17 protein-coding genes are annotated in these 13,638 nt (G+C 66.4%); 3 read left to right on the plus strand and 14 right to left on the minus strand.

Annotated elements, in window-relative coordinates; genetic code table 11:
• Nucleotides 1–3: 3 nt before the first annotated feature.
• The 10 genes from pal to ruvC all read right to left on the minus strand — a co-directional run bounded on the left by pal (nt 4) and on the right by ruvC (nt 7,624).
• Nucleotides 4–531 carry a peptidoglycan-associated lipoprotein Pal gene (gene pal / locus ACP150_RS01045; protein WP_424964681.1) on the minus strand — a complete coding sequence of 176 codons (528 nt, stop codon included), beginning with the start codon at nt 529–531 and terminating at the stop codon, nt 4–6.
• A 74-nt stretch (nt 532–605) separates the two neighbouring features.
• A complete protein-coding gene (gene tolB / locus ACP150_RS01050; RefSeq protein ID WP_424964682.1) occupies nt 606–1,946 on the minus strand; it encodes a Tol-Pal system beta propeller repeat protein TolB in 1,341 nt (446 codons plus the stop codon).
• On the minus strand, nt 1,943–3,019 hold the full coding sequence (locus tag ACP150_RS01055) for a hypothetical protein (protein ID WP_424964683.1): 1,077 nt from the start codon (nt 3,017–3,019) through the stop codon (nt 1,943–1,945). Before ACP150_RS01055 ends, tolB begins: the two co-directional genes overlap by 4 nt.
• Before the next feature lie 6 nt (nt 3,020–3,025).
• The gene (gene tolR, locus ACP150_RS01060; RefSeq protein WP_424964684.1) at nt 3,026–3,439 is read right to left on the minus strand and encodes a protein TolR; all 414 of its coding nucleotides are present in this window, start codon (nt 3,437–3,439) and stop codon (nt 3,026–3,028) included.
• Nucleotides 3,440–3,523: 84 nt separating this feature from the next.
• The gene (gene tolQ, locus ACP150_RS01065; RefSeq protein WP_424964685.1) at nt 3,524–4,198 is read right to left on the minus strand and encodes a protein TolQ; all 675 of its coding nucleotides are present in this window, start codon (nt 4,196–4,198) and stop codon (nt 3,524–3,526) included.
• A gap of 95 nt (nt 4,199–4,293) precedes the next feature.
• Nucleotides 4,294–4,704 carry a tol-pal system-associated acyl-CoA thioesterase gene (gene ybgC, locus ACP150_RS01070; protein WP_424964686.1) on the minus strand — a complete coding sequence of 137 codons (411 nt, stop codon included), beginning with the start codon at nt 4,702–4,704 and terminating at the stop codon, nt 4,294–4,296.
• Nucleotides 4,701–5,327 (minus strand): hypothetical protein, encoded by a 627-nt coding sequence (locus ACP150_RS01075; RefSeq protein WP_424964687.1) that lies wholly within the window; start codon nt 5,325–5,327, stop codon nt 4,701–4,703. Before ACP150_RS01075 ends, ybgC begins: the two co-directional genes overlap by 4 nt.
• A 57-nt stretch (nt 5,328–5,384) precedes the next feature.
• Nucleotides 5,385–6,452 (minus strand): Holliday junction branch migration DNA helicase RuvB, encoded by a 1,068-nt coding sequence (ruvB, locus tag ACP150_RS01080; protein ID WP_424964688.1) that lies wholly within the window; start codon nt 6,450–6,452, stop codon nt 5,385–5,387.
• 3 nt (nt 6,453–6,455) lie between these two features.
• A complete protein-coding gene (gene ruvA / locus ACP150_RS01085) occupies nt 6,456–7,121 on the minus strand; it encodes a Holliday junction branch migration protein RuvA (RefSeq protein ID WP_424964689.1) in 666 nt (221 codons plus the stop codon).
• Entirely contained in the window at nt 7,118–7,624 is a 507-nt protein-coding gene (gene ruvC, locus ACP150_RS01090) for a crossover junction endodeoxyribonuclease RuvC (RefSeq protein ID WP_424965412.1), read from the minus strand. The genes ruvA and ruvC overlap by 4 nt, the downstream gene beginning before the upstream one ends.
• A gap of 267 nt (nt 7,625–7,891) precedes the next feature.
• Here ruvC and ACP150_RS01095 point away from each other — a divergent pair, with 267 nt between their 5' ends.
• Nucleotides 7,892–8,158: a DUF1127 domain-containing protein gene (locus ACP150_RS01095; RefSeq protein WP_424964690.1), complete on the plus strand. Its 267-nt coding sequence runs from the start codon at nt 7,892–7,894 to the stop codon at nt 8,156–8,158.
• Nucleotides 8,159–8,328: 170 nt separating this feature from the next.
• Here the strand turns inward: ACP150_RS01095 and ACP150_RS01100 are convergent, their stop codons facing one another.
• The 3 genes from ACP150_RS01100 to msrA form a co-directional block, all read right to left on the minus strand.
• Nucleotides 8,329–8,652, minus strand: a complete 324-nt coding sequence (locus ACP150_RS01100; RefSeq protein WP_424964691.1) for a hypothetical protein — start codon at nt 8,650–8,652, stop codon at nt 8,329–8,331.
• A 168-nt stretch (nt 8,653–8,820) separates the two neighbouring features.
• Nucleotides 8,821–9,693, minus strand: a complete 873-nt coding sequence (locus tag ACP150_RS01105) for a 50S ribosomal protein L11 methyltransferase (protein WP_424964692.1) — start codon at nt 9,691–9,693, stop codon at nt 8,821–8,823.
• 167 nt (nt 9,694–9,860) lie between these two features.
• Nucleotides 9,861–10,523 carry a peptide-methionine (S)-S-oxide reductase MsrA gene (gene msrA, locus ACP150_RS01110; RefSeq protein WP_424964693.1) on the minus strand — a complete coding sequence of 221 codons (663 nt, stop codon included), beginning with the start codon at nt 10,521–10,523 and terminating at the stop codon, nt 9,861–9,863.
• 178 nt (nt 10,524–10,701) lie between these two features.
• Here msrA and ACP150_RS01115 point away from each other — a divergent pair, with 178 nt between their 5' ends.
• Entirely contained in the window at nt 10,702–11,139 is a 438-nt protein-coding gene (locus tag ACP150_RS01115) for an ABZJ_00895 family protein (protein ID WP_424964694.1), read from the plus strand.
• A gap of 5 nt (nt 11,140–11,144) precedes the next feature.
• On the opposite strand, the gene ACP150_RS01120 is transcribed toward ACP150_RS01115, so the two are convergent.
• Complete coding sequence (locus tag ACP150_RS01120; RefSeq protein WP_424964695.1) at nt 11,145–12,374, minus strand: MFS transporter; 1,230 nt, start codon at nt 12,372–12,374, stop codon at nt 11,145–11,147.
• A gap of 126 nt (nt 12,375–12,500) precedes the next feature.
• On the opposite strand from ACP150_RS01120, the gene ACP150_RS01125 reads away from it, so the two are divergent.
• The gene (locus ACP150_RS01125; RefSeq protein WP_424964696.1) at nt 12,501–13,568 is read left to right on the plus strand and encodes a YeeE/YedE family protein; all 1,068 of its coding nucleotides are present in this window, start codon (nt 12,501–12,503) and stop codon (nt 13,566–13,568) included.
• Nucleotides 13,569–13,638: the final 70 nt, after the last annotated feature.

Genomic DNA, 13,638 nt, shown 5'->3' on the forward strand with positions numbered 1-13,638 from the left:
CGCTTAGGAACTCGGCCCCGCCGACAGAACCGTGACAGAGCGGCGGTTCTGGGCGTAGCAGGATTCGTCCGAACAGATCTCGATCGGGCGCTCCTTGCCGAAGGTCACGGTGGTCAGGCGGCTATCGGCAACCCCTTGGGCGACCATGAAATCCCGCACGGCACTGGCCCGGCGCGCACCGAGAGCGAGGTTGTACTCCCGCGTGCCCTGCTCATCCGCATGGCCCTCGATCACCGCCGAATAGGCGCCGTTGCTCATGAGCCATTCGGCTTGTTGTGAGACGAGCTGCTGCGCCTCGGGCGAGAGCGTGCTCTGGTCCACGGCAAAGAGCACCCGGTCACCGATGGCCTGCTGGAAATACTGCGGCGAGCTCGGATCGCCAAAGGCCCCGGCGGAGGTCGGTCCGCTGCCCCCACCTGCGGCGCCACCGCTGCCGAAAAGCCCGCCCGATCCGGCACAGCCCGATACGGCGAGGGCCGCGACCAGCACGAGGCTCAGCCTCGCGCGCGAAGACGTCTTTGCAAATTCCATGGCCCGTTCCTCATCTGCTCAGTGTTCTTGAAGGGATTGTTAACATGGTTCGTCAGCGCCCGCACCGGCCGATCTCAGGGCAGGAGCGGCGACCAGGCCGGGTCCGAGGCCGCCCCCGGCGTGGGCACGCGGCGCAGGTTGCGCCCGGAGATATCCACCGAATAGAGCGCTGGCGCCCCACGCGCGCCCGCGGTTTCACGGGTGAACATGATCACGCGGCCATTCGGCGACCAGGTCGGGCTTTCATCCAGGAAAGACGAGGTCAGCAGACGCTCCTCCGAGCCATCGACCCGCATCACGCCGATATGGAACCGGCCCTGGTTTTGCTTGGTGAAGGCAATGAGGTCTCCGCGCGGCGACCAGACCGGCGTGCCGTAGCGCCCCGCGCCAAAGCTGATCCGGCGCGCCTCGCCGCCCGTGGCCGACATGACATAAAGCTGCTGCGAGCCGCTGCGGTCGCTTTCGAACACGATCTGGCGGCCATCGGGCGAAAAGCTGGGCGCGGTCTCGATCGCCGGTGTCGCCGTCAGCCGGGTTTGCGAGCCGCTGGACAGGTCCCGGCGATAGATGTCGCTATTGCCGCCATTGGTCAGAGAGAACACCACCGACCGGCCATCCGGGGCAAAGCGTGGTGCAAAGCTCATCTGCCCGCCCGTGGCCGACCCGATGGACTGGCTGCGCACCTGCGCCACATCGAGCAGCGTGATCTGCGGCCGCCCCGTCGCATAGGAGGTATAGAGCACCCGGTCCCCGGTGGGCGAGAAGCGCGGTGCGAGCACGATCGCGCTGCTATCGGTCAGGTACTGCACATTCGCGCCATCATAATCCATGATCGCGAGGCGTTTCTGACGGGCATTCTTCGGACCCTGTTCCGACACAAAGACCACGCGGCTGTCGAAATACCCGCCCTCGCCGGTGATCCGGCTATAGACCGCATCCGCCACCTTGTGGCCCATGCGCCGCCAGCTGGACTGGCTGGCCACGAATTGCAGCCCCTTGCCGAGGGGCGCGTCAGAGAACACGTCGAACAGGCGGAATTTCACCACAAGCCGCCCATCCCCGGCCACGGAGACAGAGCCCGTGACCAGCGCCTGGGCATTGATCGCCTTCCAGTCCGCATATTGCACCGGGGAGGCGAAGCTGGTGATCGGGCTGATATAGGCGCTCTCGGGGATCACCCGGAAGAGGCCCGACCCCTCGAGATCGGCAGCCACAACCTCGGCGATCTGGCGGGCCAGTTCGGTCGCTTGCGGGGTTTCGGCCACGAAGGGCGGCACCGCCACGGGCAAGGGTTCGATCACCCCTTCGGTGATCTCGATGCGGAGGGGCCCCGGACTGGATTGGGCGGACACAGCGGCGGCGAGACCAATACTCGCCAAACCAGCAATCAGGGCACTTAAAAAGGCTCGTCTCATCGGATCCGCATCCTTTCGGGATTAAATGTCATTTCGATATCGCGCCACTGGCCGTATTTCTCAACCGGCAGATCAAATCCGGCGCTGCCGCAGCGGATGATTGCCCGCCTTGCGGCCTCGAACGCCTGACGCGCGGCGGCCTCGGAGCCCCCTTCGGAGCTCAGCATCCGGATCGACCCGGCAATGGGCCGCCCCGATTGTTCCATCTCGACCCCGACCACCACGGTGGTGCGCAGGGCCTCGGAGGACAGCGAGCCCACATTCCAGCATTGCTGCACCGCAACCCGCAGCCCTTCGCGCTCGCCCGAGGTCATGGGCGGACCCACGGGGATCTCGGGGCGCGCGGGCGTGCTGGGCGCAGGGTCCGGCGCGCTCTCGGTGGCCTCGGCCACGGCGGCGGCGACCGCATCGGCCACCGGGTCCGAGGCCGGTTCAGGCGGCGTTTCTGCCACCGGAGGCGTCGGGCGCGGGCGTGCGGGACGCAAAGGCGGGCGTGGGCTCGCCGTCAGCTCGGGCGTGGGATCGGCGGCCTGACTGTCCGGATCGGTCTCGGTGGCTTCGGTGATGATGCGGGTCGTGGCCGCCTCGGGCGCAGTTTCGCGCTCGGCCTCTGCCGTGGTCTCCCCCTCGGCCTCGGAGGTCACGGGCTCGGACCGCTCGGGCGCGATCTCTGCCTCGGGCGCGGGGGTCGGCACGGGTTCGGGGGCCACGCGCGGCGCCGGAGGCGGCGGGGCGGGTGCCGCCGGGGCCGGGGGCGGTGCGGGCACAGGGACCGGTTCTGGCTCAGGCGGTGGCGCCGACACAACCGGGGCCGGCGCAGGTTGCACCGATGCGGGTGCGGGTGGCGTCTCGGGCGCCGGGGGCTGCGGCAGCTCGACGATCTCGGGCACCTCCGGCGCGCGGGTCAGCGCCGCGAACTCGGCTTCGGACAGAAGCGTCACATCCGTCGCCGACGGCAGCGGCAATTCGGGCGCAGAGTAAAACAGCCCCCCCAGCGCGAGCCAGGCCAGCAGGCCCAGATGGCCCGCCCCGGAGATCGCGGTCCCGGTGTCGATATGGGGCAGACGCAGCACGCGCCCTCAGCCCTCGGACCCGGCATCCGCTCCGCCCAGCGTCGGCCCACCGGTCTCGGTGACAAGGCCGATATTGTTGAAGCCCGCCGCGTTGAGCGCGCCCATCACCTGCATCACCTCGGCATAGCTGATGCCGCCATCGGCCCGCAGGAAGATCTTGTCGCCATCGCGCTCGGCGGCCACGGCGCGCAGGCGCGGGATCAGCGTGTCGCGCGGCACCTCGGTGGTCTGGATCAGCACCCGGCCATCGGCCGCCACCGTGACGGTCAGAGGCTCTTCCTCACTGCCCGGCAAGGCATTGGCCGAGGTTTCCGGCAGTTCCACCGGCACGCCCACGGTCAAAAGCGGCGCGGCCACCATGAAGATGATAAGAAGCACGAGCATCACATCCACAAAGGGCGTGACGTTGATCTCGGACATGGGCTTGGCACCGCCGCGCCCGCTGCGCCGACCGCGCCGGCGCCCGCCGCCGCCCGCCCCGGATGAGACCCCGGCCTTCACGGCTCAGGCGTCCAACTGCCGCGACAGAAGCGTGGCGAACTCATCGGCAAAGGCCTCGTAGCCGCCAACGATACGATCCGCATCCGCCGAGAGCTTGTTATAGGCCACCACCGCCGGGATCGCCGCCAAGAGGCCGAGCCCCGTCGCCAAAAGCGCCTCGGCAATGCCCGGGGCCACCACCGCAAGGTTGGTGTTCTGCTGGATCGCGATCTGCTCGAAACTGTGCTTGATGCCCCAGACCGTGCCGAAAAGCCCGATGAAGGGCGCAGTGGCCCCTGTCGTGGCCAGAAAGCTCAGCCCGTTCTGCAACCGCTCGCTCGCCTTGGCGATGGCCACATCCATGGACCGGTCGATCCGCTGCTGCGCACCGGGGATCAGATCCCCCGTCTCGCGGTGTGACCGCCGCCATTCGGTCATCCCCGAGGCAAAGACCTTCTGCGCGGCCCCCTCGGGCGCTGGCCCGATCTGGTCGAACAGGTCATCGAGCGGTTCGCCGGACCAGAAGGCCGCGTCGAAGGCCTCGGCCTCGGTGCGGGCGCGCCGGAAGGTGATCCATTTCTGAATGATGATCGACCAAGACCAGAAGGACATCCCGATCAACAGGATCATCACAAGCTGCACGGTCAGGGTGGCGCGCGCGAAAAGCGCGAGAAACGAGAAGTCTATCTCGGGTGTCATGGCCTGCTCAATCCTGCTCTCCGGCCTTCATGGGCCGTGTGTTATCCCCCCAAGATACGCGCAAAGCGGCTTCTTTGGAAGGTGTCGCAGGACCTCTAGCGTGTTTTTGCCGTGGCCACGAAGGCTGCGCGTACCTCGGCCGGAACCCGGGCCGGACGCCCGGTGTCAGACAGGCAAACGATTGTGACCCTTGCAGAAAAGAGCACCTCTGCCCCCCGCAGGACCGCCTGATCGAGGGTGATCCGCGCGCCTGACACCTCGGCCACTTGCGTGGTCACGGACAGGTGATCATCGAATTTTGCAGGGATCAGGTAGTCCGCCTCGACCCGGCGCACGGCAAAGACGAGGCCGGCTTCGGCCTTGAGCCCGCCCTGATCCACGCCCAGATCCCGCAGGTATTCACTGCGCCCGCGCTCGATGAATTTCAGATAATTCGCGTAATAGACGATGCCCGCGAGATCCGTGTCCTCGTAATAGACGCGCAGATCGAAGCGATGCGCGCTCATTGCAGCGCCCCGATCCGGGCCGACAGGCGCAGGGCATGGCTCGCATCGGTGGCAGCCACGGGCAGGATCGGATCATAGGCCGCGCGGATCACCTGCGCGATCTCGGGCTTCAACAGGGTCGCGCCATCTTCGGTCCTGGCGAGGGGCGATTGGCCGAGAAACGCGGTATCGGACCAGAGCAGGATGGTCTGCACCGCCTGGCTCAGCGCGAGGGTCTCGGCCGGAACATCGCGCAGATGGGCGTCCATACGGATAAAGACGAAGGCAGCCTTGATCCCGCCATTCGGATCGAAGCGGAAAAACCGGTACTGGTTGGCCTCCTGCGCCTCGAGCCGTGCCACAAGCGGGCCGAGATCGGGCACCAGCCGGTCCATATTCGGGGTCTCCGTCAGTTCGGACCAGTCCTCGAAGAAAAAGACCATGATATTGGCGCCAAGCTCCGGATCGGTCTCGGCAATCTCGACCCCGGCAAGCTGAGCCACGGCCTCGAACGCGCCTTTCACGACGCTCAGGGTCGCGTCATCGACGCCAAAGACCACGGGGGCCTGGGGCCGCCCCCAGCGCGCGCAAAGATAGGTGGCGTCACTGCGGGTGAACAGCGCTTCGATCTCGTCTGGTTGCACCGGGTCGTCCTCGTCTGGTCTCGCTCGGGCGGGACATAACCGCTTTCACCACCAGGCTCAAACGGGCGGATCGTCCGGGGCCGCGCCGGGGAAGAGGTCGGTCTGGCTCGGCGCATCCGCCGGGCGCGGCATGGGCAGGCCCAGATGGTCCCAGGCCTTGCGCGCCAGCATCCGGCCCCGCGGGGTCCGCTGGATGAAGCCCTGCTGCAGCAGGTAGGGCTCGATCACCTCCTCCACCGCGTCGCGCGCCTCCGACAGGGCCGCCGAGATCGTCTCGATCCCCACCGGCCCGCCGCCGTAATTCTCGGCGACCAGCGACAGGTAGCGCCGGTCTCCGCCATCCAGCCCGGCGCGGTCGACGCCAAGCCGCGTCAGCGCACCATCGGCCACCGCGCGGGTGATGCGCCCGTCGCCCTCGACCAGCGCGAAATCCACCACGCGGCGCAAGAGCCGCCCGGCGATGCGCGGCGTGCCCCGCGCCCGGCGGGCGATCTCGGCGACCCCGTCGGGCTCGGCGGGCACGTCCAGCAGCCGCGCGCCCCGGGCAACGATCTGTTCCAACTCGGGCGCACTGTAGAACTGCAACCGGACCGGGATCCCGAACCGGTCGCGCAGGGGCGTCGTCAGCAACCCCAGCCGGGTGGTGGCCCCCACAAGCGTGAAGGGCTGCAGCTCGATCCGCACCGTGCGCGCCGCGGGCCCCTCGCCGATCACCAGATCCAGCTCGAAGTCTTCCAGCGCCGGGTAGAGCACCTCCTCCACCACCGGGTTCAGGCGGTGGATCTCATCGATGAACAGGACATCGCGCGCCTCGAGATTGGTCAGGAGCGCCGCGAGGTCCCCCGCCTTGGCCAGCACAGGCCCCGAGGTCATGCGAAAGTTCACCCCCAGCTCGCGCGCCATGATCTGCGCCAGCGTGGTCTTGCCCAGCCCCGGTGGACCGTGGAACAGCACATGGTCCATGGCCTCGCCCCGCCGCCGGGCGCTCTCGACGAAAACCCGCAGATTGGCCCGCGCCTCCGCCTGGCCGATGAACGCCTCGAGCGATTGCGGGCGCAGGGCACGATCCGCCCCATCCCGCTCATCTGGCATGGGTTCGGGGCGCAGATTGGGATCCGTGGCCATCGCTTACCCTTTCGGCGCCAGAAGGCGCAGGGCGGCGCGGATCAGCGCCGCCTCGCCCGTGGCCCCCTCGCCTGAGGCCGTGGCCACGGCGCTGGCCGCATCCCCCTGCCCGTAGCCCAGATTGACCAGGGCCGATAGGGCGGCGGCCTGATCCGAGGCGGCGGATGGCGCAGCCTTCCGCGCCGGCGCCGGGGGCTCGATGCCCCCGGGGTCGGCCATTCCGACCGGGGCCTCCACGGTTTCGAGCACCGCACCCATGGCCATCACATCCGGCCCCTTGTCTTTGAGCTCATTGACCACGCGCTGCGCAATCTTGGGGCCAACCCCCTGCGCCTTTTGCACCGCGGACCAGTCCCCCAGCGCAATCGCCCGGCCCACCCCCTCGGCCCCGAGCGCCGACAGGATCGACATCGACGCCTTCGCCCCGATCCCCTGCACCGACATCAACAGCCGGTGCCATTCCTTGTCCAGAAGCGACGGAAACCCAAAGAGCTGCAACAGATCCTCGCGCACCAGCAGCTCGGTAAAGAGCGTCACAGCCTCCCCCGGCCCAGGCAAGGCGGCCAGGGTGCGCTCCGAGCAATAGATCACGTAACCGACCCCGCGCACATCCAGCAGGATGTGATCCTTCGCCCGGTAGACCAGCACGCCCGACAACCGCCCGATCATGAGGCGGACATCGCCGTGACCCGGGCCAGGCTGCCCTGGGATTGCAGGTGATGCGCATGACAGATCGCGACCGCCAGCGCATCCGCCGCGTCCGGCCCCGCGAGGGTAACCCCCGGCAGCTGCAAACGCACCATATGCTGGATCTGCTCCTTACCCGCATGGCCCACGCCCACCACGGATTTCTTCACATGGTTCGGCGCGTATTCCGCAACCTTCAAACCCGCCGCCGCCGGCACCACGAGGGCGATCCCGCGCGCCTGACCCAGCTTCAGGGTCCCGGTCGCGTCCTTGTTGACAAAGGTATGCTCCACCGCCGCCGCATCGGGCGCGAGCCGGGCCACCACCTCTGTCAGTTGCTGGTGCAGGCTGAGCAGGCGATCCGCAAGATCCGTGCCCTCCGAGCGAATCTGCCCATTCTCGATATGGCGCAAGCGGCTCCCTTCGGAGGAGATCACCCCCCAACCAAGGTTTCGCAGGCCGGGATCAATCCCCAGAACGCGCATCATTGTCTCTTTTTCTGCTCGTTTTTCTTCAACTAGCACGAAACGCGAACATCTGCCAACACTCTTGATCCAGGCAGACCGGGTTCAAACCCGACACGGATCTGTCGAAAATGGTCCCCTGCGACCGAAAAGCTATCTGAATGCGACATGAGACAGGTCGAATTTCCACCCTTTTATCAGACGCCTATCGCCAGATCCGAGGCATTCCGAAAACGCATGTGCGCCATGCATTTTTTGCCCATTGTATAGGCAAAGTGCCGGGTCTAGATGCAGTTCACAACGAAACGCAATGCAACTCAAACCGGCCGTGCGCCGCAGATAAGGTTTCGCCCGATGGCAGCTTTTGACACCTCCCGCCCCCATGTCGTCCTTCCCCGTTTCGAGGCAGGTCTGGCCCGCTTTTTCGGTACGCTGATCGCGTGGAATGACGCGCGCGTCACCCGCAACGAGCTGAGCCGTCTGTCGGAACGCGAGTTGAGTGATGTCGGCCTGATCCGTGGTGATATCGACGCGGTTTCGCGGCGCGGTCACTGATCCGGGCATCCTCCCTGTCCGGCCAAGTCATGACGCCGGGCAATCCACCAGATTGTCCGGCACCATGATACTCAAAAAGCGCGCCCCGAGAGGCGCGCTTTTTGCTGTCGTCCTGGATGGGTGCCACGCAGGGCCCGCAGGGCGCTATGCCTGCAAGTCCCGGTCACCGATCACAGCGACAGGCGTCGGGCCAGCTCAAGCGAGAGGCGGTCAGGCGCGAGCGCGGCCCCGACGAAACGTTCGGTCATGGTCCCGGTCTCGAGATACATGACATGGGTGCGGTAGGTTCCCTCGGACATCACGGCAATCGCGAGGCTCTTGAACACCACATAGAGAACACAGGCCAGAAGGATCTTGCCCAGCGGCAGCATCGAGCCTTCGCCACGATACCCGCGATTGACCTGAGCGGTCTTGCGGCTCCGCCCGGCCTCGTGGGCTGCGGTGATCTTTTCCACCCGGTCTCCGAACAGAGCCAGATTGTCATCCTGTGACATCGGGTATCTCCACGATTCAATTCGAATTTGAAGATACTTTTCGAAGACGCCCTCAGGATAGAGTAACCTTTCGTTAAGGTTAAACCCCGCCCGACGCCCTCATCCCCGGCGCGAGGCGGGCTTTCGCCCGCATTGGCCGCAGTTCGGCGTCAGGTTCGGTTTCCGGGCTCAGGGGCGCGACAGGGTCAGGGTTGTCCATTCCCCGATGGCCCATTGCGCCTGCAGGTCCAGCCCCGCCGCGCCATAGGCGTCGATCACATCCTGCGCCTGCTCGTTCAGCAGCCCCGACAGGATCACATGCCCGCCTGAGGCCATGGCCCCGGCAATGGACGGGGCCAGATCGATCAGCGGCCCTTTGAGGATATTGGCAAAAACCAGCATAAAGGGCCCGTGGCCAACAATCTCGGGGTGATCGAGCCCGGTCGCCTCAAGGCAATGGACCCGCCCCGCCAACCCGTTGGCCGCTAGATTGGCCTCGGCCACCTCGACCGCCACCGGGTCGATATCGCTGGCCACGATCGGCGCGTCCTCCAGCACCCGCGCCGCCGCCATGGCCAACACCGCCGTCCCGCAGCCCACATCAAGCACCGGCCCCATGGGCGCGCCCTGGGTCAGTAGGTCGTCAAAGGCCCGCAGGCATCCCTGGGTTGTGCCGTGATGGCCCGTGCCAAAGGCCATCGCCGCCTCGATCAGAAGCGGGACAGCCTCGACCGGCACGGCATCGGCATCATGGCTGCCATAGAGAAAGAAGCGCCCCGCCGTGACCGGCGAGAGCTCGCGTTTGACCTTGGCCACCCAATCGGTTTCCGGCAGTTCCGAGACCGAGAAGGGCTTGGCCTCGAAGGCCGCCGCCAGGAGCGCAAGCCCGGCCACATCAGGCGCTTCGATGAAATAGGCCCCCACCTCCCACAGGCCCGAGCCATCCTCGATCTCGAACACGCCGACCCCGGTGGGCTCCGGCGTCATGGTCTCGAGGGCGTCGCCAAGGCGTTCGGCAGCCGCCTTGCCGGGCAAGGTGGTGAGGGCGGTGAAGGTGGGCATGATGAGGGCTCCGGGACGTGGGCCCGGTGAGGGTCGGGCGCGGGGTTGAGCCGTTGGTATTCCACGCGCCGCGATGGGGGGCAAGGGTTGCCCCCTGCCCCGCGATGTCTCGTGCAGTGCCCGTCGCACTGCTCAGGCAGGTCGGATTGCCCCCGGGGGCGGGCGGGTCAGCCCGCCTGCGCGACCCCGGTGCCGATCGGACAGGTCACGCCCGTTCCGCCGATGCCGCAATAGCCATTGGGGTTCTTCGACAGGTATTGCTGGTGATAGTCCTCGGCAAAGAAGAACTCCGGCGCGGGCAGGATCTCGGTCGTGACCGCCCCGTAGCCCGCCGAGATCAGGCGCGGCGCGAAGGCGGCCTTGCTGGTCCGGGCAGTCTCGGCCTGTGCCTCGGTGGTCGTGTAAATGCCCGAGCGATACTGGGTGCCCACATCATTGCCCTGACGCATCCCTTGGGTCGGGTCATGCCCTTCCCAGAAGACCTGCAACAGCGTCTCGAAAGAGATCACCTCCGGGTCATAGACCACACGGACCACCTCGTTATGGCCGGTCTGTCCCGTACAGACCTCCTGATAGGTGGGGTTCTGTGTAAAGCCCCCGGCATAGCCGACCATGGTCAGGTAGACCCCGTCAAGCTTCCAGAACATCCGCTCCACCCCCCAGAAGCAGCCCATGCCGAACATCGCCACCTCGAGCCCGTCCGGCACCTCAAGCGTCAGCGGACGCCCCGAGATGTGGTGGGTCTCAGCCGTCGGGATCGCAACGCTGCGCCCGGGGAGGGCGTCGGCGGCGCTGACCATTTCGGCTTTCTTGCGGCTCATGAAGAACATTGGCGGTCTCCTGTGTCTGGGGGGTCCCCACAATATAGGAAGCCGGGGGCCAGATTCCACCAGGCAGGGGGTCACGGAACGGTCACCACCCTGCCCTGCCGCTGCCCTGACCCCGCCCCGCTTCGGCGCGAGGGTCGGACGAAGCCATGACGGCACCGCCCCGACCAAGGAGGACCCGATGACGCAAACCGGGCTGCTACAGATCATCTTCTTCGTATTGAGCGCGCTTCTGAGCTACGGGCTGTCCGTCGCCGCGACCTTGCTGGGCATCGCGCCAAATGCGGCCCTACCGTTCCTTGGTGCAATGCTTGCGGCCATGGTGGTGTCCAGCCTCTTCACCCGCCTCAACGGGCGCAGTCTGGTCCCGCGCGAGCGTCGGCACTTTGCCATGGTCGCCACCGTGATCATGGGGATCGCCAGTCTCACCTTCCTGTGGCTCTACATGTATGCGGGCGGGCGCAACGAGTTCAGCATGGTCGCCGCCGAAACAAGCCTGGGCACGGTGACATGGCTCACGACGCTGGTCTTCATGGTCGCGCTGGTGCTGCAATACGCAGTGGTGGTGCTGGGCCTGTGGTTCGGAGCCAAGCCGGACGCCCCGCCGCAAACCCTCTGAGCCGCTTACTCGGCGGGCGCGGCCAGACGCGACTGAAAGATCGTCTCATGCCCCGGCGCCGGATGGCGCGGGATCAGCAAGGCAAGACAGAGCGACGTGGCCGCCATGCCCGCCGCCAACCAGAACACGCCGCCCGGCGACACCACCCAGAGATAGCCGAGCGAGGCCGGCAGAAACACCGCCGCGATATGATTGATCGTGAAGGCCACCGCCGCCGTGGGGGCGATATCTGCGGGATCCGCGATCTTCTGGAAATAGGTCTTGAGCGCGAAGGCCAGTGCGAAGAACAGATGGTCCAGCACATAAAGCCCGGCCGCCACCAGCATGCCCCAGCCCAGCCAGTAAATCCCGCCATAGGCGAGAAAGACGCAGATCAGCCCGACATATTCGAAGGCCAGCGCATTGCGCTCGCCGAACCGCGCCACGGCTTTGCCCATGAGCGGCGCGCAGAGCATATTGGCCACGAAGTTGATCAGGAAGAGCGCCGTGACCTCATGCACCTCGAAGCCGAACCGCTCGACCATCATGAAGGCCGCGAAGACCACGAAGATCTGCCGCCGCGCGCCGGACATAAATTGCAGCGCATAGTAGAGCCAGTAGCGCCGCCGCAGGACCATGCGCTTGTTCTGGGGATTGGGGGATTCGAATTGCGGGTAGGCGATCATGCAGAAGATCGCGATGGCCGCTGTGATCCCGCCGGAGGTCATGTAGACAAAGCTGTAGCTCAGATCGAAAGCCTTCCAGCTCACCACCAGAGTGCCATAGCTGACCAGTGACGCCGCCGAACCCGCCGCCACGATCCAGCCCAGCGTCTCGGGCGCGCGGTCCTTGGCAATCCATTGCAGTTGCAGGGACTGGTTGACCGTCTCGTAATAGTGAAACCCGATCGAACTCAGCAGGGTGAGCGCGAGAATGCCGTAATAGCTCGGGAAGAACCCGGTCAGCGCCGTCCCGATCCCCAGAAGACAGAGCGAGGCGAGGCCCAGCACCTGTTCGCGGATGATCATGATCAGGGCGATCACGCCCACGGCCAGAAAGCCCGGGATCTCGCGCACCGTATGCAGCCAGCCGATATTGACCCCGTCAAACCCGGCCATCTCGATGACGAAATTGTTCAGAAGCGCGCTCCAGGTGGCGAAGGCGATGGGCATCGCAAAGGCCATCAGAAAGAGCAGCGTCACCGGTTGCCGCCAGCGGGGCAGATCCGGGGCTTGAGCGAGGAGCACGAGTCGCATGGGCGTGGTCTACGCCCGTGGCCCCGCGCTGGCGAGAAAAAACTGATCTGTGTCAAAGCCGCGTGGTCGCAAGCATGGCAAACATATTCCAGTTTTCGAATGCCAGATTTCGTACGGGAGGGGACCATGGATATTCTGCCACTGGTGGAGCGGATCGGCGAAGGTCCAACCGCGGCGGTGTTCGGGCTGATCACCGGAATGGTGTTCGGGATCGCGGCGCAACGCTCTTCTTTTTGCCTGCGCGCGGCCTGCGTCGAGTTTGCGCGCGGCCAGTTCGGCCACCGCATGGCGGTCTGGCTCTTGTGCTTTTCCACGGCCCTTGTCTGGGTGCAGGGCGCGACCCTCGCCGGTCTGATGCGGATCGAGGATGCCCGGATGATGGCCGTGACTGGCTCCTGGTCCGGGGCGATTGTCGGCGGGTTGCTGTTTGGGGTCGGTATGGTTCTGGCGCGGGGCTGCTCCGGGCGGCTGCTGGTGCTGGCGGCCACGGGCAATCTGCGCTCGGTGGTGTCGGGGCTGATCTTTGCGGTGGTAGCGATCATGGCCCTGCAGGGGGCGCTGGCGCCCGCGCGCAACTGGATCGCCTCGCTCTGGATGACCGGCGGCGGGCGCAATGTGAACCTGCTCGACGCGGCCCATCTGCCACGGGAGACCGGTCTGGTCCTCGGCCTTGCGCTCGCGCTGCTGGCGCTCGAGATCGCGCGCCGCAACCGGATCGGCGCACGGGTGCTGGTCATGGCCTCGGGCGTCGGCTTTGCCGTAGCGCTTGGCTGGGTGCTGACCTTTGCGCTCAGCACGGTCGCCTTTGACCCAGTTCAGATCGAAAGCGCCACCTTTACGGGGCCTTCGGCGAATATGCTCATGTTCTTTCTGATCCCCGACCCGGTACTGGAATTCGATATCGGGCTCGTGCCCGGCGTGTTTCTCGGCGCGTTTCTTGCCGCATGGCTCAGCCGCGATCTGCGCTTGCAGGGCTTTGACGGGGCGGGCCCCATGGGCCGCTCGATGATCGGCGCAGCGCTGATGGGCTTTGGCGGGATGCTCGCGGGGGGCTGCGCCATCGGGGCCGGTGTGACCGGCGGCTCGATCTTTGCCGGAACGGCCTGGCTCGCGCTGACCTGCATGTGGATCGGCGCGGTGATCGCGGATCATCTGGTGGATCAAAAGGGCCCGCGCGGCGTTCCCGCCGAATAGCGCGCCCCGACCGCCTGTCCCACAAGGCGCGCGCTGCGGCGCAGCACGTGCGGGCGATTAATCATGGGCG

It is taken from the genome of Dinoroseobacter sp. S375 (genome assembly GCF_049800775.1).
Lineage (GTDB): Bacteria > Pseudomonadota > Alphaproteobacteria > Rhodobacterales > Rhodobacteraceae > Dinoroseobacter.

Coding starts and splice junctions, on each gene's coding strand:
- pal (WP_424964681.1), bottom strand. CDS start 531: ATGGAATTTGCAAAGACGTCTTCGCGCGCGAGGCTGAGCCTCGTGCTG.
- tolB (WP_424964682.1), bottom strand. CDS start 1,946: ATGAGACGAGCCTTTTTAAGTGCCCTGATTGCTGGTTTGGCGAGTATT.
- tolR (WP_424964684.1), bottom strand. CDS start 3,439: ATGTCCGAGATCAACGTCACGCCCTTTGTGGATGTGATGCTCGTGCTT.
- tolQ (WP_424964685.1), bottom strand. CDS start 4,198: ATGACACCCGAGATAGACTTCTCGTTTCTCGCGCTTTTCGCGCGCGCC.
- ybgC (WP_424964686.1), bottom strand. CDS start 4,704: ATGAGCGCGCATCGCTTCGATCTGCGCGTCTATTACGAGGACACGGAT.
- ruvB (WP_424964688.1), bottom strand. CDS start 6,452: ATGGCCACGGATCCCAATCTGCGCCCCGAACCCATGCCAGATGAGCGG.
- ruvA (WP_424964689.1), bottom strand. CDS start 7,121: ATGATCGGGCGGTTGTCGGGCGTGCTGGTCTACCGGGCGAAGGATCAC.
- ruvC (WP_424965412.1), bottom strand. CDS start 7,624: ATGCGCGTTCTGGGGATTGATCCCGGCCTGCGAAACCTTGGTTGGGGG.
- ACP150_RS01095 (WP_424964690.1), top strand. CDS start 7,892: ATGCAGTTCACAACGAAACGCAATGCAACTCAAACCGGCCGTGCGCCG.
- ACP150_RS01100 (WP_424964691.1), bottom strand. CDS start 8,652: ATGTCACAGGATGACAATCTGGCTCTGTTCGGAGACCGGGTGGAAAAG.
- ACP150_RS01105 (WP_424964692.1), bottom strand. CDS start 9,693: ATGCCCACCTTCACCGCCCTCACCACCTTGCCCGGCAAGGCGGCTGCC.
- msrA (WP_424964693.1), bottom strand. CDS start 10,523: ATGTTCTTCATGAGCCGCAAGAAAGCCGAAATGGTCAGCGCCGCCGAC.
- ACP150_RS01115 (WP_424964694.1), top strand. CDS start 10,702: ATGACGCAAACCGGGCTGCTACAGATCATCTTCTTCGTATTGAGCGCG.
- ACP150_RS01120 (WP_424964695.1), bottom strand. CDS start 12,374: ATGCGACTCGTGCTCCTCGCTCAAGCCCCGGATCTGCCCCGCTGGCGG.
- ACP150_RS01125 (WP_424964696.1), top strand. CDS start 12,501: ATGGATATTCTGCCACTGGTGGAGCGGATCGGCGAAGGTCCAACCGCG.